This is a genomic window from Saccharothrix mutabilis subsp. mutabilis (assembly GCF_039521145.1).
GTDB lineage: Bacteria > Actinomycetota > Actinomycetes > Mycobacteriales > Pseudonocardiaceae > Actinosynnema > Actinosynnema mutabilis.
The window spans coordinates 13,117-33,169 of sequence record NZ_BAAABU010000014.1 but is presented as its reverse complement, the minus strand read 5'-3'; the positions used below and the strand labels follow the sequence as shown (position 1 = coordinate 33,169).

The 20,053-nt window shown below is 72.7% G+C and carries 18 protein-coding genes; 11 read left to right on the top strand and 7 right to left on the bottom strand.

Translation table 11 applies throughout. The features are described from left to right. Nucleotides 1–10 precede the first annotated feature (10 nt). Complete coding sequence (locus tag ABD126_RS25780) at nucleotides 11–1,438, top strand: tryptophan 7-halogenase (RefSeq protein WP_343936502.1); 1,428 nt, start codon at nucleotides 11–13, stop codon at nucleotides 1,436–1,438. 295 nt (nucleotides 1,439–1,733) lie between these two features. On the opposite strand, the gene ABD126_RS25775 is transcribed toward ABD126_RS25780, so the two are convergent. Genes ABD126_RS25775 through ABD126_RS25765 form a run of 3 tightly spaced genes read right to left on the bottom strand, consistent with a single transcriptional unit; the run spans nucleotide 1,734 to nucleotide 6,347 of the window. Then, nucleotides 1,734–3,053, bottom strand: coding sequence for a condensation domain-containing protein (locus ABD126_RS25775; protein WP_343936501.1), 1,320 nt, complete (start codon nucleotides 3,051–3,053; stop codon nucleotides 1,734–1,736). A 16-nt stretch (nucleotides 3,054–3,069) separates the two neighbouring features. Further along, complete coding sequence (locus ABD126_RS25770; protein WP_343936500.1) at nucleotides 3,070–4,575, bottom strand: 4-hydroxyphenylacetate 3-hydroxylase family protein; 1,506 nt, start codon at nucleotides 4,573–4,575, stop codon at nucleotides 3,070–3,072. Next, the gene (locus tag ABD126_RS25765) at nucleotides 4,575–6,347 is read right to left on the bottom strand and encodes a non-ribosomal peptide synthetase (RefSeq protein ID WP_343936499.1); all 1,773 of its coding nucleotides are present in this window, start codon (nucleotides 6,345–6,347) and stop codon (nucleotides 4,575–4,577) included. Before ABD126_RS25765 ends, ABD126_RS25770 begins: the two co-directional genes overlap by 1 nt. A 184-nt stretch (nucleotides 6,348–6,531) precedes the next feature. Here ABD126_RS25765 and ABD126_RS25760 point away from each other — a divergent pair, with 184 nt between their 5' ends. The 5 genes from ABD126_RS25760 to ABD126_RS25740 are packed head-to-tail and all read left to right on the top strand — an operon-like array spanning nucleotide 6,532 to nucleotide 10,458. Further along, entirely contained in the window at nucleotides 6,532–7,203 is a 672-nt protein-coding gene (locus ABD126_RS25760; RefSeq protein WP_343936498.1) for a class I SAM-dependent methyltransferase, read from the top strand. Between the two features lie 38 nt (nucleotides 7,204–7,241). Beyond that, on the top strand, nucleotides 7,242–8,153 hold the full coding sequence (locus tag ABD126_RS25755; RefSeq protein WP_343936497.1) for an acetylating acetaldehyde dehydrogenase: 912 nt from the start codon (nucleotides 7,242–7,244) through the stop codon (nucleotides 8,151–8,153). After that, the gene (gene dmpG / locus ABD126_RS25750; protein ID WP_343936496.1) at nucleotides 8,150–9,190 is read left to right on the top strand and encodes a 4-hydroxy-2-oxovalerate aldolase; all 1,041 of its coding nucleotides are present in this window, start codon (nucleotides 8,150–8,152) and stop codon (nucleotides 9,188–9,190) included. The genes ABD126_RS25755 and dmpG overlap by 4 nt, the downstream gene beginning before the upstream one ends. After that, nucleotides 9,187–10,194 carry a beta-ketoacyl-ACP synthase III gene (locus ABD126_RS25745; protein ID WP_343936495.1) on the top strand — a complete coding sequence of 336 codons (1,008 nt, stop codon included), beginning with the start codon at nucleotides 9,187–9,189 and terminating at the stop codon, nucleotides 10,192–10,194. The genes dmpG and ABD126_RS25745 overlap by 4 nt, the downstream gene beginning before the upstream one ends. Before the next feature lie 33 nt (nucleotides 10,195–10,227). Next, the gene (locus ABD126_RS25740) at nucleotides 10,228–10,458 is read left to right on the top strand and encodes an acyl carrier protein (RefSeq protein ID WP_343936494.1); all 231 of its coding nucleotides are present in this window, start codon (nucleotides 10,228–10,230) and stop codon (nucleotides 10,456–10,458) included. A 107-nt stretch (nucleotides 10,459–10,565) separates the two neighbouring features. Here the strand turns inward: ABD126_RS25740 and ABD126_RS25735 are convergent, their stop codons facing one another. The 3 genes from ABD126_RS25735 to ABD126_RS25725 are packed head-to-tail and all read right to left on the bottom strand — an operon-like array spanning nucleotide 10,566 to nucleotide 13,001. Further along, a complete protein-coding gene (locus ABD126_RS25735; RefSeq protein ID WP_343936493.1) occupies nucleotides 10,566–11,318 on the bottom strand; it encodes an SDR family NAD(P)-dependent oxidoreductase in 753 nt (250 codons plus the stop codon). Then, nucleotides 11,311–12,453 carry a pyridoxal phosphate-dependent aminotransferase gene (locus ABD126_RS25730; RefSeq protein ID WP_343936492.1) on the bottom strand — a complete coding sequence of 381 codons (1,143 nt, stop codon included), beginning with the start codon at nucleotides 12,451–12,453 and terminating at the stop codon, nucleotides 11,311–11,313. Before ABD126_RS25730 ends, ABD126_RS25735 begins: the two co-directional genes overlap by 8 nt. A 23-nt stretch (nucleotides 12,454–12,476) precedes the next feature. Then, nucleotides 12,477–13,001: a phosphopantetheine-binding protein gene (locus ABD126_RS25725; protein WP_343936491.1), complete on the bottom strand. Its 525-nt coding sequence runs from the start codon at nucleotides 12,999–13,001 to the stop codon at nucleotides 12,477–12,479. Nucleotides 13,002–13,197: 196 nt separating this feature from the next. On the opposite strand from ABD126_RS25725, the gene ABD126_RS25720 reads away from it, so the two are divergent. Further along, nucleotides 13,198–14,547: a cation:proton antiporter gene (locus ABD126_RS25720; protein WP_343936490.1), complete on the top strand. Its 1,350-nt coding sequence runs from the start codon at nucleotides 13,198–13,200 to the stop codon at nucleotides 14,545–14,547. A gap of 47 nt (nucleotides 14,548–14,594) precedes the next feature. Here the strand turns inward: ABD126_RS25720 and ABD126_RS25715 are convergent, their stop codons facing one another. Next, nucleotides 14,595–15,449: an alpha/beta fold hydrolase gene (locus ABD126_RS25715; protein WP_343936489.1), complete on the bottom strand. Its 855-nt coding sequence runs from the start codon at nucleotides 15,447–15,449 to the stop codon at nucleotides 14,595–14,597. 208 nt (nucleotides 15,450–15,657) lie between these two features. Between ABD126_RS25715 and ABD126_RS25710 the strand changes: the two genes are divergently transcribed. From ABD126_RS25710 to ABD126_RS25695, 4 genes are all read left to right on the top strand, one after another. After that, nucleotides 15,658–16,452, top strand: a complete 795-nt coding sequence (locus tag ABD126_RS25710; protein ID WP_343936488.1) for an alpha/beta fold hydrolase — start codon at nucleotides 15,658–15,660, stop codon at nucleotides 16,450–16,452. A 298-nt stretch (nucleotides 16,453–16,750) separates the two neighbouring features. Next, entirely contained in the window at nucleotides 16,751–17,080 is a 330-nt protein-coding gene (locus tag ABD126_RS25705) for a YciI family protein (RefSeq protein ID WP_343936487.1), read from the top strand. Further along, a complete protein-coding gene (locus tag ABD126_RS25700) occupies nucleotides 17,077–18,318 on the top strand; it encodes an RNA polymerase sigma factor (RefSeq protein ID WP_343936486.1) in 1,242 nt (413 codons plus the stop codon). Before ABD126_RS25705 ends, ABD126_RS25700 begins: the two co-directional genes overlap by 4 nt. Before the next feature lie 229 nt (nucleotides 18,319–18,547). After that, nucleotides 18,548–19,972, top strand: a complete 1,425-nt coding sequence (locus tag ABD126_RS25695) for an MFS transporter (RefSeq protein ID WP_343936485.1) — start codon at nucleotides 18,548–18,550, stop codon at nucleotides 19,970–19,972. The last annotated feature ends 81 nt before the right edge of the window (nucleotides 19,973–20,053 follow it).

Below are 20,053 nucleotides of genomic sequence, written 5' to 3'. Positions count from 1 at the left end.
AGGATGATTGATGACAGAGACCATTGAGACCGACGTCGTGGTCGTCGGCGGCGGACCGTGCGGTTCGACTGTGGCGACGCTGGTGGCCGGGCAGGGGCACCGCGTCGTCCTGCTGGAGAAGGAGCGGTTCCCCCGCTACCAGATCGGCGAGTCGCTGCTGCCGTCCACCGTGCAGGGCATCTGCCGGCTGCTCGGCGTGTCCGACGAGCTGGAGGCGGCCGGGTTCCCGCTCAAGCGCGGCGGGACGTTCCGGTGGGGCGTCAACCCCGAGCCGTGGACGTTCGCCTTCGGAATCTCCCCCAAGTTCGCCGGGACGGCGTCCACCGCCTACCAGGTGGAGCGGATGAAGTTCGACCAGATCCTGCTGGACAACGCCCGGCGCAAGGGCGTGGACGTGCGCGAGGAGCACGCCGTCAACGACGTCCTGGAGGAGGACGGCCGGGTCTGCGGCGTCACGTGCACCGACGCCTCCGGCGTGCGCCGCGAGATCCGCGCCAAGTACGTGGTGGACGCCTCGGGCAACACCAGCCGCATCCACGTCAAGGTCGGCGGCAAGCGGCAGTACTCGGAGTTCTTCCGCAACATCGCCCTGTTCGGCTACTTCCTGGGCGGCAAGCGGATGCCGGAACCGGTCTCGGGCAACATCCTGGCGGTCGCGTTCGAGCACGGCTGGTTCTGGTACATCCCGCTGTCCGACGAGCTGACCAGCGTGGGCGTGGTGCTGCACCCGGACGCGCTGGAGCGCATCCGCGGCGACCGCGAGCGCGCGCTGATGGAACTGATCGCCGAGTGCCCGATGATCGCGGACTACCTGTCCGACGCGAAGCGGGTCACCGAGGGCCCGTACGGCGAGATCCGGGTGCGCAAGGACTACTCCTACATCCAGGAGAAGTTCTGGCGGCCGGGCCTGGTGCTCGCCGGTGACGCGGCCTGCTTCATCGACCCGGTGTTCTCCTCCGGCGTGCACCTGGCCACCTACAGCGCCCTGCTGGCCGCCCGCTCGATCAACACCGCGCTGCGCGGGGTGGGCACGGCGGAGGAGACCACGCTGTTCGAAGAGTTCGAGCTGCGCTACCGGCAGGAGTACTCGCGGTTCCACGACTTCCTGGTGGCGTTCTACGACAAGCACTCCGACGAGCAGTCGTACTTCTGGAAGGCCAAGAAGGTCACCGGCAGCGCGGCCTCGGAGGTCCAGTCGTTCGTGGACCTGGTCGGCGGCGGGTCGTCCGACGAGCGCGCCCTGGTCGACGCGGGCTCCTACCTCGACCGGCGCGACGGCGACATCGACGACATGATCTGGCAGGTCGCCGAGGCCGGCGCCCGCATCCAGGTGCAGGCGGCGACGGGCAGCACGGAGGACGAGCAGGTCCCGATCCGCTCCGGCGGCCTGGTGCCCTCGCCCGACGGGCTGCACTGGTCGGTGCCGACGCAGGTCTGAGTGGGGGGAGGGGCCGGTGCCGCCACACGGCGGCACCGGCCCCTTTCGCACGCTCGGGAGCGCAGCCGCGGCAAGGTCGGGCGGGGCTGGGGCAAGGTCGGGCGGGGCTGCGGCTGGGCGGGCGGGGCTGCGGCTCGGCCAGGCGGGACTGCGGTTCGGCCGGGCGGGGTGAGGCGGGGGCTATGGCTTGGTCGGGCGGCCCCGGCGGCGAGCACCACCCCACCGGCGGGGATCCCCGGGCATGCGACAACGCCCGTGACCGGTGTCGGTCACGGGCGCTTCGCGGTCGCGGCGCCTAGCCGCGGTTCCAGGTCTGGTTCGGGTCGTCGGTCATCGCCAGGACCAGGTCGAGCCACTCGGCGCCCCAGCGCTCGACCGTCTCGGCGTCGACCGCGCTGGGCTCGTACTCCACCACGCACCGGAAGTCCTCCCCCGCCACGAGGAAGGTCCAGATGAACGCGCCCCGCCGGAACGACGCGGGCTCCTCCTCCGGCGCGGTCACCGGTTCGACGCTGGTGGTGAAGCCGGTGTCCTCGTGCTCGGCCGGCGAGCTGATGTAGTTGAACCCCACCGGCAGGGCGCGCGGGTCGCCGGACGGGTGCATCAGCGTCGGGTACATCTCCAGGACCGACTCGGTGGGCAGCTGGTGCTGCTGCGCGTCGGCACTGGCCTTGCGCGCGCACCGCATCAGGTCGAGGTAGGACTTGCAGCCGTCGAACTGCAACCGCACCGGCACCAGGTTGGCGAAGAACCCGATGGTGTCGTAGAACTCCCGCGCCGGCCGGCCGCTGTTCACGGTCAGGATCGTGATGTCGGACTGCCCGGTGACCTTCTCCACCAGCACCATGTAGGCGGCCAGGAACACGTGCCACACGCTGCACCGCTGCTGCGCCGCGCCCGCGGTGATCCGGGCCATGGTGTCGGGGTCGATGGTGAAGTTGCGCACCGCGCTGCGCGGCGCCTGCTGCTCCGGGTCGAACGGCCGGTCGGTCGGCATCGAGTGCATCCGCGCGCCGGCCAGCTTGTCCTTCCAGTACCGGCGGGCCGCCGCCGCGCGCTCGCTGCTCAGGAACTCCTGCTCCCAGGACGCGAACTCGCTGTACGGGGCCGGGCGCGGCAGCGCGTGCGGCACGCCGGTCACCCTGGCCCGGTAGCAGGCGGCGATCTCGCGGCGCAGCACGCCGACCGACCAGCCGTCGTTGAACAGGTGGTGGCTGAGGATGGTGAGCACGGCGTCGTGGTCGTCGAACCGGTGCAGGGTGGCCCGCAGCGACGGCGTGTCCAGGTAGGACATGGACTCCTGGTTCAACGCGGCGAGCAGGTCCAGGGCGATCTCGTCGCGCGACCGGCCGGGCGTCTCGGGGACGTCGTGCACCGCCAGCGGGACCGGCAGCGGCGGCAGCACCTCCAGGAAGCCGCGGGTGCCGTCCGCCTCGTCGTAGTTGACCCGGGTGCGCAGCGCCTCCTGCCGTTCCACCACCTCGTCGAGCGCGCCCTTGAGCGCGTCGAGGCGCAGCTCACCCTTGATGCGCAGCGCGAGCGCGACGACGTGCCTGGGCGAGCGCGCCAGGCCGAACGGGTCTTTCTGCCGAGAACTCAGCGGGTACACGTCCACAGTGCAGCTCCATGATCTATCCGGCGAGGTCGGGTGCTAGCCATCCGTCCAGGTCGTACTCGGCGAGGCAGCGGTCGACGAACTCGCGGTACCCGTCGAGCTTCCCGTCGCCCACCTGGCCGCGCAGCAGCTCGGTCCTGGTGTTCTCGTGGTTCCCGGTGTAGTTGCGCTCGTACAGCTCGTGCCGGCCGCCGAACTCGGTGCCGACCGCGTCCCAGAGCAGCTTGAGCACCTTCACCCGCTCGACGGCGTCCACGCCGTGCGAGCCGCGCAGGTAGGTGTCCAGGTACGGCCGGGTGTCGTCGTTGTGGAAGTCCCGCGCGCTGGAGGGCAGGTAGATCAGCCCGCTCGCGACGTCCTGTAACACGATCTCCCGGACCCGGGCGTAGCCGACCTGGGAGAACCACCGGTAGGCCATCACGTAGTCCGGGTTGGGCAGCACCGCGCCGTCGCGCCAGGGCACCGGGTTGCGCGCGGCGGCGTCGGACAGCCCCCAGAACAGGTTGCGCCAGGCGAGCACCTCGCCCAGCCGGGCCTGCACCCCGCGGAACTCGGCGACGCCGGTGATGTCCAGGGCCTTGGCCAGCAGCCCGGCGAGGAACTCCAGCTTCACCGCGAGCCGGGTGCAGCCGTGGAACATGGCCCGCTCGACGAACCCGGACTGCCCGCTGAACATGCCCACCTTGGCGGCGTCGCCGTAGATGAACACGTTCTCCCACGGGATGAGCACCTTGTCCAGCACCAGGATCGCGTCGTTCTCGTCCATCCGGGACGACAGCGGGTAGTCGAACGGGCTGCCGGTCGCCTCCGCCGCCGCGGAGTAGGACTGGCGGCAGATCAGCTTCAGGCCGGGCGCGTTCATCGGCACGGTGGCCACGACGGCGAACCTGCGGTCCTTGATCGGCACGCCGGTGTGGGCGATGAAGTTGTAGTGCGTGAGCGCCGACCCGGTGGCCACGACCTTGGCCCCGCTGAGCACCAGGCCGCTGTCGGTCTCCCGCTCGACGTGCACGAACACGTCGCCCACCCGGTCGGGCGGCAGGTGCCGGTCCACCGGCGGGTTGACGATGGCGTGGTTCCAGTACAGGACCTTCTCCTGCGACTCCCGGTACCAGCGGCGGGCGTTGTCGGCGAACGGGTTGTAGAACTCGGCGTTCGCGCCGAGCGTGCCCAGCAGCGAGGCCTTGTAGTCCGGGCTGCGGCCCATCCAGCCGTAGGTCAGCCGGGACCACGCCGCGATGGCCTGCTGGTCGGCGACCAGGTCCTCGGCGCTGCGCGGCGTGGTGAAGAAGCGGTGGGTGTAGCCGCCGGGGCCGCCGGCGTCGGTGGCCGTGGTGAGCACGTCCCGGTGCGCGGGGTCGTGCAGCGCGTCGTAGAGCCGGGCGATCATCCGGGCCGGGTTGCGGAACGCCGGGTGCTCGGTGACGTCGTCCACCCGCTTGCCGTGCAGCTGGACCTCGCGGTCGTCGCGGATGCTCGCGAGGTACTCGGCGCCGGTCAGCGGCCGGGTCGGCCCGGTCATCAGGCCGTCCGGCTCTCGTACGCGGCGCGCTTGGCCTCGATGTGGGCGGCCAGCTCGGCCACGGTGGGGGTGTCGAACAGCGTGTTGACCGAGACGCCGACGCCGATGGTCGCCCCGATCCGGCTGCACAGCCGCATGGCCTGCAACGACTGGCCGCCCAGTTCGAAGAAGCTGTCGTCGATGCCCACCTCGGGCACCTCGAGCAGGGCGCTGAACAGCGCGCACAGCTCCTTCTGCAACGGGGTCTCCGGCGCGCGGGAGGCCAGGACCTGGTTGAAGTCCGGTTCCGGCATCGCGTCGCGGTCCAGCTTGCCGTTCGCGGTCAGCGGCAGCGCGTCGAGCCGGACGAACACCTCCGGGGCCATGTACCCGGGCAGCTTCGCCTTGGCGTGGGCGCGCACCGCGGCCAGGCTCAGCTCCTCGGACTCCGGCACGACGTAGCCGACGAGCTGCTTGTTGCCGTCCTCCCGCTCGCGGGCCAGGACGACGACCTGGGCCAGGCCCGGGTGGTCGGCCAGGGCGGCCTCCACCTCGGCCAGGTCGACCAGGAAGCCCAGGACCTTGACCTGGCTGTCCTCGCGGCCGACGAACTCGATGGCGCCGTCGGCGGTGCGGCGGGCCAGGTCGCCGGTGCGGTACATCCGCGACCCCGGCCGGCCGAACGGGTCGGCCACGAACCGCTCGGCGGTCAGGCCGGGCTGGCCGAGGTAACCGCGCGCGACGCCCTCGCCGGCGAGGTGGATCTCGCCGACGGCGTCGGCGGGCGCGGGCTGGAGGTTCTCGTCCAGGACGTGGACGGTGATCCCGGTGAACGGCTCGCCGATCGGGACGACCTTGCCCAGCCCCGAGTCGCGGGTCAGCACGTGGTGGGTGGAGAAGACGGTGCCCTCGGTGGCGCCGTACAGGGCGCGGATCACCAGGTCGGGGCAGGTGTCGAGGACCTTGCGCACCGCCGTGGGCGCGATGACGTCGCCGCCGGTGAGGACTTCGTCCACCCCTTGCAACGTCTCCGGCGCCTCCTCGGCGAGCACGCGGAACAGGCCCGCGGTCAGGTGCAGCCCGGTGATGCGGTGCGTCGTGATCAGCTCGCGCAGGGCCTTGGGCTCCAGCCGTCCGGGCGGCGCGACGACGACCTGGCCGCCGTGCAGCAGCGGCATCCAGATCTCGTACGCGGACACGTCGAAGGCGTACGGCGCGACCAGCAGGACCCGCGCGTGCCGTTCGACGGTCCACTGTGGATCGGTGAACAACCTGACGACCTCGCCCTGGGTCACCGCGACGCCCTTGGGCCGGCCGGTGGACCCGGACGTGTGGATCACGTACGCGAGCTGGTCGGGGTCGATCGGCACGCGCGGGTCGTCATCGGACTCCGCGGCGATGGCCGGGTCGGTCACGGCCACCACCGGCACGCCGGTCGGGATGCCCGCCGCGCGCATGGCGTCGTCCACGAGCAGCACGGCGGGCCGCGAACGGTCCACGATGGACTGCCGCCGGTCGGCCGGGTCGGCCTCGTGGACCGGCAGGTACGCCCCGCCCGCCTTGAGGATCCCGAGGAGCACCACCACCAGCTCGGCGGAGCGCTCCACGAGCACCGCGACCCGGTCCTCGCGGCCGATCCCGAGCCCGACCAGGTGGTGGGCCAGGCGGTTGGCGCGCCGGTCCAGCTCCCGGTAGGTCAACGACGTGCCGCTCGCGGCGTCTGACACGGCGGTCGCTTCCGGTGTCCGCGCGACTTGCTCAGCAAACCGGGCGGGAATGGAAAAGGCTGTCATGTCATTCTCCGTTTAGCTCGGCACGTGCGTGGTGACATCATGAAAAACCCGCCGGCCGCGGTCATCTCCAAGGTTGCTCGGGCGTGGTCGTCGCCGCGGAGGCCTCGCAACCCGGAAGACGCCTCCCGCCGCCCCCGCCGGTCATCATGGGTGGCAGCCACGTCGGCCGCGCGAGGAGGAACCGGTGCTCGTTCATCTGGTGCTGGACGATGAGATCCAGCGGTACGTGCAGGACGTGTCGCTGCGCGAGGACGAGATCGCCCGCGGGTTGCGCGAGGCGACCGCCGCGCAGGTGTTCGAGCACCGGATGGCGGTCTCGCCGGAGCAGGGGCAGCTGCTCGGCTTCCTGGTCGGGCTCATGGCGGCCAAGACCGTGGTCGAGGTCGGCGTGTTCACCGGGTACAGCACGCTGGCGATGGCGCGGGCGCTGCCGCCCGGCGGCCGGATCATCGCCTGCGACTTCAACGAGGAGTGGGCCGAGATCGGGCGGCCGTTCTGGGAGCGGGCCGGGGTCGCCGACCGCATCCAGCTCGAACTGCGCCCCGCGGTCCGGACCCTGGACCGGCTGCTGGCCGACGGCGCGGCCGGCACCGTCGACTTCGCGTTCATCGACGCCGACAAGGAGGGCTACCCCCTCTACTTCGAGCGGTGCCTCGAACTGCTCCGACCGGGCGGGCTGATGGCCATCGACAACGTCCTCCTGACCGGCAACGTCGCGCGACCGGGCGTCAGCGACCCGGAGACGGACTCGATGCGCGCGCTCAACGCCGCGCTGCGCGACGACGACCGGGTCGAGCTGAGCCTGCTCCCGGTGTTCGACGGCGTCACGCTGGCGTACAAGCGCGCCCGCGACTGACCACCCAAGCCGTTGCGCTCTCACGTCAGGAGTCACGCATGACCTACGACGACAACCGGACGGCGCCCGGCCGACTGTCCGTGGCGGTGCTCGGCGCGGGCCTGATCGGCATCGACCTGATGACCAAGGTGCTGCGCTCGGACCGCCTGGACCTGGGGCTCGTCGCGGGCCGGGACGAGGCCACCTCGGGCCTGCGGCAGGCGGCCCAGCTCGGCGTGCCGGTCGCCACCGGCGGCATCGGGTCCATCGTGGCCGCCGAGCGCCCGTTCGACGTCGTGTTCGACGCCACCAGCGCGTCCGCCCACGCCGAGCACGTGGCGAGGCTCGCGCCGCTGGGCACCATGCTCATCGACCTCACGCCCAGCAAGCAGGGGCGCATGATCTTCCCGACCGTCAACCGCGCCGACATCGCCACGCACCGCGACCTGAGCATGGTCAGCTGCGGCGGGCAGGCGGCGGTGCCGATCCTGCGGGCGATCACGCAGGTGCACCGGATCGACTACATCGAGGTCGTGACGACCGCCGCCACCCTGAGCATCGGCCACGGCACGCGGATGAACCTCGACGAGTACGTGGAGACCACGCAGGACGCGGTCCGCACGTTCACCGGGGTCTCCGACGTCAAGGCGATCCTCAACATCAGCCCCGCCCGGCCGCCCGCGACCTTCCGGGTCGCGATGTCGTTGCTGGGCGAGGACCTCACCACCGAGTCGTTGCGCTCGGTGGTGGCGGGCGCGGCGGCCGAGGTCCGCTCGTTCGCGCGGGGCTTCGAGGTCAAGGCGTGCAGCGCCGACGACGGCAAGGGGTTCGTCGCCGTCGAGGTCACCTCCTCCGGCGACCGCATCCCGCGCTACGCCGGGAACCTCGACATCATCAATTCCGCCGCGCTCCTGGTCGCGGAGAGCTACGCGGCGGACCGGCTCTCGACCGCAGGCGTGGTGAACTCATGACCGAGGCAGCGAACCCGGGCGTCGACGCGGGCAAGCCGATCCAGATCCACGACCCGAGCCTGCGCGACGGCCACCACGCCGTCCGGCACAGCCTCGGGGCGGACCAGCTGCGCGCCTACGCGCGGGCCGCCGACGCCGCCGGCGTGCCGGTGGTCGAGGTCGGCCACGGCAACGGGCTGGGCGCGTCCTCGTTGCAGGTCGGCCGGGCCCGCCTGAGCGACGACGAGATGCTCACCATCACCCGGGAAGCGTTGAGCACCAGCAAGCTCGCGGTGTTCATGCTGCCCGGCTGGGGCACGACCAGGGACCTGGAGAACGCCGTCGCGCGCGGCGCGGACCTGGTGCGCATCGGCACCCACTGCACCGAGTCCAGCCTGGCCGAACGGCACCTGGGCTTCCTGCGCGAGCGGGGCGTCGAGGCGCACGCCGTGCTGCTGATGAGCCACATGGCGACCCCCGAGCGGCTGGCCGAGCACTGCGCGCGCCTGGTCGAGTTCGGCGCGACCGGCGTCGGCATCATGGACTCGGCGGGCCACTACCTGCCGGCCGACGTCACCGAGCGCATCACGGCCATGTGCGCCGCGGTGGACGTGCCGGTGATGTTCCACGGGCACAACAACCTCGGCATGGCCGTGGCGAACTCCATCGCGGCGGCCGACGCGGGAGCGTCCATCCTGGACGCCTGCGCCCGCGGTTTCGGCGCGGGAGCGGGCAACACGCAGCTGGAAGTCCTGGTGCCGGTGCTCGAACGCGTCGGCTACCGCACCGGCATCGACCTGTACCGGCTGCTCGACGCCGCCGACCTCGCCGAGCGGGAGCTGATGCCCGCGCCGCCCAAGGTGGACTCGCTGTCCATCGTCAGCGGCCTCGCCGGGGTGTTCTCCGGGTTCAAGCCCCGCGTGCTGGACATCTCCGCCCGCGAGGGCGTGGACCCGCGCGACGTGTTCTTCGAGCTCGGCAGGCGGCAGGCGGTCGCGGGCCAGGAGGACCTCATCGTGGACGTCGCGCTGGCCCTGCGCGGCGGGGACCGGTCGTGACCGGTCGCGCGGTCCTCTGCGGTGTCGGGCACCGGCTGCCCGAGCGCGTGGTGACCAACGCGGAGCTGTGCGCGCGGCTGGGTGTGTCCGAGGACTGGATCGTCAGCCGCACCGGGATCTCCACCCGCCGCTGGGTCGGTCCGGGCGAGGCGACCTCCGACCTCGCGGTCGGGGCCGGCCGGGCGGCGCTGGAGTCGGCGGGCGGCGGGCCGGTCGACGCCGTCGTGCTGGCCACCTCGACCCCGGACCACCGCAGCCCGGCCACCGCGCCGGACGTGGCCGCGCGGCTGGGCCTGGGCGGGGTCGCCGCGCTCGACGTCTCGGCCGTGTGCACGGGTTTCCTCTACGGCCTCGCGACCGCGGCGGGCTTCATCGCGGCGGGCGTGGCCGAGCGGGTGCTGCTGGTCGCCGCCGAGGCGTTCTCCACCCTGCTCGACCCGGACGACCCGACGACCCTGCCGATCTTCGGCGACGGGGCGGGCGCGGTGGTGCTGCGACGCGGCGACGCCGACGAGCCCGGCGCCGTCGGCCCGCTGGTGCTGGGCAGCGACGGCGAACGCGCCGACCTGATCACCGTGCTGGCCGGCGGCGCGCGCATCCCCCTGCGGGACAAGGCTCCCGACGACGGGTCGCAGTACTTCCGGATGCGGGGCCGCGAGGTGTTCCGGCACTCCGTCGAGCGGATGAGCGCCGCCGCGACCGAGGCCCTCCGGGGCGCGGGCTGGGAGTTGGGCGACGTGGACCGCGTGGTCACCCACCAGGCGAACGCGCGGGTCAGCGCCGCGCTGGCCACCCGGCTCGGCCTGCGCCGGGACGCGGTGACGCAGAACATCGCCGAGGTCGGCAACACCGCCGCCGCCTCGATCCCGGTCCTGCTCGCCCAGGCCGCGTCGGACGGGACCCTCAAGCCCGGCCACCGGGTGCTGCTCGCCGCGTTCGGCGGCGGCCTCACCTGGGGCGCCACCACGTTGACCTGGCCCGAAATCGAGACCCGCGGCGCCTAGGGCACGCCGGCCAACGCCACACCGGAGGACGCGATGTACGAGCTGCTGAAGTCACTGATGACCGAGGTCCTGCTGCTGGACGTCGACGGCGTGCGCCCGGACGCGAGCCGCGAGGACGCGGGCCTGGACTCCCTCGCCGTCGTGGAGCTGTCCATGGTGCTCAGCCAGCGCCACGGCATCGAGATCACCGACGACGAGCTGCTCGAACTCGACACCGTGGCCGAGATCGTCGCCCTGATGGAACAGCGGACCGCCGGCGTCTGAACGCGGACCCCGCCGGCGGTCGGCTCGCGCGGGCGGACCGCCGGCGGTCGGGTTCTCGCGTGCCGGCCGCCGGCGGTCTCGCGTGCCCACCGCCGGCGGTTCCCGTGTCACGACCGCAGGTACGAAGCGCCGTTCAGGTCGAGGATCGTGCCGCTGGCCCACTCCGCCTGCGCGGAGGCCAGGTAGAACACGCCCGCCGCGATCTCCTCGGGCTGGGCGACCCGGCCGAACGGGCTCTGCGCCCGGATCGCGTCACCGCCCGGCGGCTTGAGCCAGTCCGTGGTCATGTCCGTCTCCACGAACCCCGGCGCCACGGCGGACACCGCGATCCGGTACGGCGCGAGCGCGATGGCCAGCGACTGGGTCAGCGAGTTCAGCCCCGCCTTGCTCGCCCCGTACGCCGGCACCTCCGGCTCGCCGCGGAACGCCCCGCGCGAGGACACGTTGACGATCCGCCCGCCGCGCTCCTTCAGGTGCCGGACCGCGCACCACGTCACGTTGGCCGCGCCGACCAGGTTGATCCCCAGCGTCGTGCGCCAGAGTTCCTGCCAGGTCGCGTAATCCACCTCGGTGACGGGATGCGCGGTGAAGATGCCGGCGTTGTTGACCACGACGTCCAGCCCGCCCAACCGCGCGACCGCCGAGTCCACCGCGGCCAGCACGGCGTCGCCGTCCATCAGGTCGGCCTCGACGGCGACGTGCCCGTCGCCGTCCAGTCCGGCCACCACGTCCGCGCCCGCCACCCGGTCGAGGACCGCGACCCGGTCGCCCGCCGCCGCGAACCGCTGCGCGACGGCCCGCCCGATGCCCCGCGCCGCGCCGGTGACCAGCACCGCGCGCCCACCCACGTCCTCACCCACGGACCAGTCCTCCGATCGCCAGCCTGTCGACAGCTTCCGCCAGCACGTCGTCCGGCAGGGAGAAGCACGCGCGGACGTACGGCCGGTCCGGCGCGTCGAGGTGGAAGGCCTCCCCGGGCACCGTTCCGACGAGGTTGTGCTCCAGCAGCACCTCGGCCGCCTCCGCGCCGGTCGCCACGCCCATCCGCGAGCAGTCCACGAACAGGTAGTACGCGCCGTCCGGTTCGTTGGGCGACAACCCGGCGGCGGTGAACCCCTCCGCCAGGAACCGGCGCTTGCGGTCGTACATCGCGCGCAGCTCGCGGTAGTAGTCCTCGCCCAGGTTCAACGCCCGCGCGCCGAACTCCTGCAAGGGAGCCGGCGCGCAGACCACCAGCGAGTCGGCCGCGACCCGGATCGCGCCGACCAGGTGCTCCGGGCCGCACGCGTACCCCAGCCGCCACCCCGGGACGCTGAACGACTTCCCCAGCGACCCCAACGTCACCGTGCGCTCGGCGAGGTTCGCGACCGTCGCCGCGGCCAGGTGCGGGGACGCGTCGAAGTAGATCTCGTCGTAGACCTCGTCGGTGATGACGAGCAGGTCGTGCTCCTGCGCGACCGCCGCGACGACCTCCAGTTCGGCGGCGGTGAGCCGGCGCCCGGTCGGGTTGTTCGGCGTGCAGATGATCATCGCGCGGGTCCGGTCGGTGACCGCCGCCCGCAGCGGTTCCGCGGTGATCGCGAAGTCCGGTCCGGTCAGCCGCACCGGTTGGGGGCGCAGTCCGACGACCTGGAGCGAGGAGAGGTAGTAGCTGTAGAAGGGTTCGAAGAGGACGACGCCGTCGCCCTCGTCGAGCAGGGCGGTGAGCGTCGCCATGAGCGCGCCCGTCGCGCCGACCGTGGCCAGGACCTGGGTCGCGGGATCGACGCTGAGCCCGCTCGACCGCTTGAGCTTGTCGGCGACGGCTTCGCGGAACACCGGCAGGCCCTCGGGCTGGGTGTAGGAGTGGCCGACGTCCGCGAAGTCCCGCGCGCCGCCGGCCAGCACCGAGGCGGGCGGCGGGACCTGGCTCAGCCCCTGCGCGAGGTTGACGGCACCGACCTGCCGGCAGCGCACGGTCATCGCGCCCAGGACGGACTGCTGAAGACCGCGCATCCGGTTGGCGACCCCGACCACCGTCAGGCCCCGGTGCCGCTCAGCTCGTCCAGGAGCTTGTCCAGCTCCGCGACGGTGGGCGCGTCGAACAGCTCGTTCATCGAGATCTCCAGGCCGACCGCCGGGCCGACCCGGCTCGCGATCAGCATGGCGTCGATCGACTCGCCGCCCATGATGAAGAAGTTGTCGTCCAGGCCGCACCGGGTCCGGCCGAGCACGTCGGCGAAGATGGCGCACAGCAGTTCCTGGCGCGGGGTGTCCGGGGCCCGGTAGGGCGCGTGGCCGCGCAGGTCGGGCGCGGGCAGCGCCCCGGTGTCCGCGGGGATGGCGTCCACGACCACGACGGCGGCCGGCACCGCGCTGCCCGGCAACGACTCGCGGGCGTACTTGTGCAGCGCCGACAGGTCCAGGGCGGGGCCCTTGGGCACGACGTAGGCCACCCGGACCTCGCCCGCCGGGTCCTGGGAGTGGGTCAGGACGGCGACGTCGGCGAGTTCGGGGTAGGCGGCCAGCACGTTGCGCACGTCCTGGATCGCAGTAGCAGCCATCAGCCGCTCACCTTCCATTCGGGCTCCGGGAGTCTCCCGGACCACCTTCGCAGTCCCCGGCGCGCCCGCGATCTCCCGCGTTGCTCAGATCCGGACCGCATTCGCCGAGAAGTGGCGCGGGAAGTCCTCATGCGACCGTGGTCCGCGAGGTGCGGCGGCACCCGTCGCTCACGCACGCGCTGACGAGGGAGCTGGGATGATCCTGTCCGCAGAGCCGATCGCCCCGATGGGCGGTCACCAGGTGCTGGTGTTCACGACCCTGCTCGGCCTGTTGCTGGGCAGCGCGCTGCTGCTGGGCAGGCTCGCGCGGCGCCTGGGACTGCCGTCGGTCATCGGGGAGCTGTGCGCGGGTGTCCTCATCGGACCGTCGGTGCTCGGGGCGGTGGCGCCGGGCGTGTTCGGGTGGTTGCGGCTGGACCAGGTGGGGCAGCTGCACCTGGTGGACGCGGTGGGGCACATCGGGGTGCTGCTGCTGGTCGGCATCACCGGGATCGGCATCGACCTGAAGTTGATGCACCGCAACGCCCGCACCACCGCGTGGGTGAGCACGACCGCGCTCGTCCTCCCGCTGGTGGCCGGGGTCGCGCTGGGGCTGGTGCTGCCGGCCGACCTGCTGGGGCCGGGCGGTGACCGCGTCCCGTTCGCCGGGTTCGTCGGCGTGGCGCTGTGCGTGAGCGCGGTGCCGGTGCTGGCGAAGACGTTGCTGGACATGCGTTTGCTGCACCGCGACTTCGGTCAGCTCACCATGAACAGCGCCACGGTCATCGATCTGGTCGGCTGGTTGCTGCTGTCGGTGGTGGCGGCGATGGCGACGGTCGGCGTCCGCGCGGCGAACGTGCTGCTGCCGCTGGGGTTCATCGCCCTGGTCGTGGTGGTGTGCCTGACCGTCGCCCGACCCGTCGTCGGGCAGGCGCTGCGGCTGGCGGGGCGCAGCGACGACCCGGGCGTCCTGACCGCCACCGTCGTGCTGCTGGTGTTCGCGTTCGCGGCGGGGACCCAGGCGCTGCACCTGGAAGCCGTCCTCGGCGCGATGCTCGGCGGCATGGTGATCGGCTCGTCGAAGTGGCTGGACCGCGAGCGGTTGACGCCGCTGCGCACGTTCGTCATGGCGGTCCCCGCGCCGCTGTTCTTCGCCACCGCCGGGCTGCGCATGGACCTGACCGCGTTGGCCCGCCCGGAGATCCTGGCCGCGACCGGGCTCGTGCTGGCGGTCGCGGTGGTCGGCAAGTTCGCGGGCGCCTACCTCGGCGCGCGGACCGCGCGGCTGGGCCGGTGGGAGGCGCTCGCCCTGGGCGCCGGCCTGAACGCCCGCGGAGCCATCGAGGTGATCATCGCGATGGTCGGCCTGCAACTGGGCATCTTGTCCACGGCCATGTACACGATCATCGTCCTGGTCGCGATCGTCACGTCGCTGACCGCACCGCCGATGCTGCGCCTGGCGGCCCGCAACATCGAGGAGACCAACGAGGAACGGGCCCGCGACCGCTGGCTCAACGGCCGGTCGGCGGAGAACGACGACGACGGTCAGACGCTGCGCGCCGCGTGAGCGACGGCCGGTGCGCCCCGGAGGTCCGGGGCGCACCGGCCGCGTCGTCAGAGCGCGAGCATCGCTTCGGCCACCTCGTCGGCGGCCGAGTCGGGGAGCGCGGTCGAAGCCTTGTCCAGCACCAGCAGCTTCGCGCCCGGGATCTCCCGCGCCAGCGACTCGCCGCAGCCCAGCGGGAAGAACGGGTCCTGCCGGCCGTGCACCACCAGCGTCGGCAGCGCCAGCTCGGGCAGGCGCTCCCGCCACCGCGGCCCGCAGTCGATCCGGGCGAACACCATGCCCAGGTGGTTGGCCAGCATGTGCCCGGGGTCCTTGCGCGGCGTGCGGTCCCAGATGCGTTCGGCGGTCACGCGCGCGGCGGCCGGGTCGTTGCCGAAGACCTCCGCGGCGGCGGCGGCCCACTCGCCCACCGAGGCGCGGTCGGTCCAGTCCGGCTTCGGGAGGGCGAAGCGGCGGCCCATCGCGGCCTGGTCGTGGTCGGGCAGGTCGTCGTCGACCGGGCCGGGCGCGACCGACCGCGTGCCGACGAGGGTGAGCGCGGAGAACGCGTCGGGGTGGTCGAGCGCGGCGACCTGGGCGACCATGCCGCCCACGCCGATGCCCGCCAGGTGCGCCGGCCGGTCGTCCAGGCCGCGGGCCAGCGCGGCGGCGTCGGCGGCGAGGTCGCGCAGCGTGTAGTCCGGCGCCTCGGGGTCGACGGTGGTCGACGCGCCGCAGTCGCGCAGGTCGTAGCGCACGACGTGGCGTCCGCCCCGGGCGAGGGCCTCGCACAGCGCGTCGGGCCACGAGAGCATCGTCGTACCGCCCACCAGCAGCACGAGGGGCGCCGCCGCGTCACCGAAGTGCTCGACCCCGAGCGTGACGCCTTCGGGTAAGCGGAACGAGTCGACCGTCGAGTGCATTCGTCAACCTCCAGGGCAGTCGCTGTGACCGCCGCTACGCTACCGGCGCGACGGCGCGCTGTCCTGGCCGGGTTCGCCGACGGCCGCAACGGGGAAGATGCCGCCGCCACCGGTGCTCGCGAAGCTTTCCGCAGGGCCGCGCCGCGGCTGCCCCGTCGTTCGCGGGACGTGCCGGGCGGCGGGAAGTGCCGAGCGGGAGGACACGCCGATGCAGGCCGTCGTGGGCACCCAACCCCTGTGCAGCAGGCTTTCCACCGGTGACGGCGCGGCCGTCCTGGTCGCCGACTTCCAGCCGCTGACCGCGTCGCCCCGGTTGAGCCGGCTGGTCAGCGACACCGCCGCCGGCCACTCGGTGTACCAGGTCGATCCGCGCGGCGCGGTGTCCGGCGACCGGCTCTACGCCGCCCTGCCGGACCTGGCCGAGGAGACCGCCGCGACCTTCCTCGCCACCGAACCCCCCGGCCGGCCGGTGTTCGTGGTGGGCCACTGCAGCGCCGCCGCGCTGTCGCTGCGGATCGCCGACCTGCTGGCCGGCGAGCGGGAGGTCACGGCGGTCCTGGTGCAGCCGTCCTGGCCCGGCGACGACCACGTCACCGAGCGGTTCGCCGAGTTCCAGGGGAAGTTGGGCGTGGGCGGCGAACCCTGCCCCGACCTGGACGGCGACCCGTGGGCCACCATCACCGGGATGGAGCAGCTCATGACCGACGGGCTGGCGGCGGTGGCGAAGCGGCTCGGCCTGGGCAAGCCCCCACTGGCGTTCGCCGAACTCCAGGTGTCCTACCGGACCTGGCTCGCGTTCCTGCTGGCCTGCCGCAACGACCGGCCGGTGAAACTGCCCTCGGACGCCGTCGCAATCGAGGTGCTCAGCGACGACCCCGGCTTCGTGCTGCCCGGCGGCGCGGCGAACCGGTGCCGGGTGACGCCGCCGCCGCCCGCCGACCGACCCGACGCCGTGACGCCGGAGCTGGCCAAGCACGTGCTCGACCTGGTCGACAGCCGGTGAACCGGCACGCACGACGAGAAGAACGCGAGGAACGCTCGGCCGGCGGCCAGCGCGGCGGACGCTCGGCCGCAGGCCGGCCTGGTGAGCGCTCGGCCGCGGGCCGGCGTTTGGTCACGGGCCGGCGTGGTGAGCGCTCGGTAACGATCCGGCCGACGGGCTGACCCCGCCCGCCGACTCGGCGATCCTCGGCCAGGCCGTGTGGTTGTTCCCCGGAGGCCGGCCGGTGCCCGCAGTACTACGCTGCACCGAGCACCGGACCGCTTCACCACATGTCCTGACACCAGAGGAGACGTTTCGGATGCAGTACCTGCTTTCCGTGATCCACGACCAGGCCAGCGTCGACGACCCGGACGAACAGGCTGCGATCGACGTGTTCAACGACCGGCTGCGCGCCGGTGGCCACTGGGTCTTCGCCGGTGGGCTGGCCGGGCCCGACAACGCCACCGTGATCGACCACCGGGGCGGCGAAGCGGTGTTCACCGACGGCCCGTTCCTGGAGTCCAAGGAGTACCTGGCCGGGTTCTGGATCATCGAGGCGCCCGACCTCGACGTCGCGCTCAAGCTCGCGACCGAAGGGGCGAAGGCCTGCAACCGCAAGATCGAGGTGCGGCCGTTCGTGGCCGTGTGACCGGGTTCGACGTCCGGGACGCGATCACCCGGGCCCACCACGAGGGGTGGGCCCGGGTCGTCGCCGCACTCACCAGGCGCTTCGGCGACCTGGACATCGCCGAGGAGGCCACCGCCGAGGCGTTCGCGACCGCCGTCGAGCGGTGGCCGGTGGACGGCGTGCCGCCCAACACCGCCGCCTGGCTGACCACCACCGCGAGCCGCAAGGCCATCGACCGCATCCGGCGGGAGAACAAGCGCGACGAGAAGCAGAAGGAAGCGCGGTGGGTGCTGGCCGACAGCCCGCCCGAGCCGCCCGGCGCGATCGACGACGACCGGCTGCGGCTGATCTTCACCTGCTGCCACCCGGCGCTGGCCGTGGAGGCCCGCCTGGCGCTGACGTTGCGCATGGTCGGCGGGCTGACCGTGCCCGAGATCGCCCGCGCGTTCCTGGTGGCCGAGAGCGCGATGGGCCAGCGGATCACCCGCGCCAAGGCCAAGATCAAGGCCGCGCGCATCCCCTACCGCGTGCCGGCCACCGAGGACCTCCCGGCCCGGGTCACCGGCGTGCTCGCCGTGCTGTTCCTGGTGTTCAACGAGGGTTACCTGGCCACCGGCCCGGACACCGACCCGGTGCGCCACGACCTGACCGCCGAGGCGATCCGGTTGACCCGGCTGATCCGCGGCCTGCTGCCCGACGACGGCGAGGTGGCCGGGCTGCTGGCGCTGATGCTGCTCATCGAGGCGCGCCGCCCGGCCCGCGTGTCGGCCACCGGTGAGCTGGTGCCGCTGGCCGAGCAGGACCGCGGGGCGTGGGACGCGACGCTGATCGAGGAGGGGCACCGGTTGGTGCGCGAGCGCCTGGCCGCCGCCGCGGCCGGGGTCGCCCCGGGCCGGTACCAGATCCTCGCGGCGATCAACGCGGTGCACACCTCCGCCCGCGACATCCGCGACACCGACTGGTCGCAGGTCGTCGCGCTCTACGACCAGCTCGTGCGGGTGGACCCGTCACCGATGGTCCGGCTCAACCGGGCGATCGCGGTCGCCGAGATCGACGGCCCGGCGGTGGCGCTGGCGGCGGTGGACCGGCTGGAGCAGGCGTTGGCCGGCTACCACGCCTACCACGCCACCCGCGCCGAGCTGCTGCGCCGGTTGGGCCACACCGGGCCGGCGCGCGCGGCCTACGACCGGGCCATCGCCCTGGCGGGCAACACCGCCGAGACGGCGTACCTGACCCGCCGCCGCGACGAGATCGCCTGACCGGGTCCCGCGTCCCACGAACCGGGCGGTAATCCCCCGGACGGGCGTCGTCCACCACCGCCCCGCAAGGCCCTTCACCAGCGCAAACACGCCTGCGGGGCACTCCGCCGCGACCCGGTCGCAAAAAATCTTGGACGTGCTGTCGGATCGGGCGTGGGGCGTTCGTAGTAAGGGGTGAGAGGTCGCCCAAGAGGGGTGCCCCCGACGCGAACCGAGAAGGACGTTCCTCATGACTAGCACGACCGAGCCGGGCGCGGTCACGACCCGCCGGATGTGGTCGATCCTGGGGCTGGTGCTGCTCGCCGACGCCATCGACGTGATCGACGGGACCGTCACCAACATCGCCGCCCCCACCATCGCCCGTGAGCTCAACGGCGGTGAGAGCCTGATCAAGTGGGTGGGACCGGCGTACTTGCTCGCCATGGGCGTCCTCCTCCTGATCGGCGGGCGGCTGGGCGACAAGTACGGTCAGCGCAAGCTGTTCCTCATCGGCATGGCCGGGTTCACCCTGGCCTCGGCGGTCATCGGCTTCTCCCCCGACCCGGCGCTGCTCATCACCGCCCGCGTCGCCCAGGGCGCGTTCGGCGCGCTGCTCATCCCGCAGGGCATGGCGATCATGACCAAGGCGTTCACGCCCGACATGCTGGCCAAGGCGTTCGGCCTGTTCGGCCCGGTGCTGGGCATCTCCGCGGTCGGCGGCCCGGTCCTGGCCGGTTTCATCATCAACGCCGACCTGTTCGGCCTGTCCTGGCGCCCGATCTTCCTCGCCAACATCATCCTGGGCGTCATCGGCATCATCGTGGCCATCCGGATCCTGCCGCGCGACGGCGACGGCGACCGGGACACCGTGGTCGACGGCTGGGGTTCCGGCCTGCTCGCGGTGGCCATGCTCGGCGTGCTGTACGGCCTGATCGAGGGCTCCTCCAACGGCTGGTCCGCCGTCCCGGTGGCCGCGCTCGTCGTCGGCCTGCTGTTCTTCGTCCTGTTCGGCTACCGCCAGCGCACGGCGGCCAACCCGCTGATCGTGCCCTCGCTGCTGAAGAACCGGGGCTTCACCTCCGGCATGGTCGTCGGCCTGATCGCCTTCGCCGCCAGCACCGGTCTGTTCTTCGTGCTGTCGCTGTTCCTGCAGGAGGGCCTGGACGCCAACCCGCGCGACGCGTCGCTGGGCCTGGTGCCGCTGACCCTGGGCCTGATCGCCGCGAGCTTCGCCGCCATGGGCGGCCTGGTGACCAAGCTCGGCCGCAAGCTCGTGTTCATCGGCCTGGGCGTCTCGCTGGTCGGCTGCGCCGGGGTCCTGGCCCTGGTCTACGCCTACGGGACGGACTTGAGCATCTGGGCGCTGGTCCCGGCGTTCATCATCGTCGGTATCGGCACCGGTCTGTGCTTCACCACGATCCCCACGGTCGCCCTGGGCGACGCGAAGCCCGAGGAGGCCGGCAGCGCCAGCGGCTCGCTGACCTCGATCCAGCAGCTGTCGTCGGCGATCGGTTCGGCCGCGGTCACCTCGGTGTTCTTCATGGCCGCCGACTCCGGTTTCGCGGAGGCGATGAAGGTGACCCTCATCGTCGTGCTCGCCGCGACCGCCCTGAGCCTGCCGTTCGTCACCCTGATGCCCCGCAAGGCGCCCGCCGAGCAGCCCCCCGGTGAGTGATCGACCCCGACCGGCGACGGCCGGTCGACGAGGTGTCCCGCACCCCGTCGACCGGCCGTCGTCGCGTCCGGCGGGCAACCA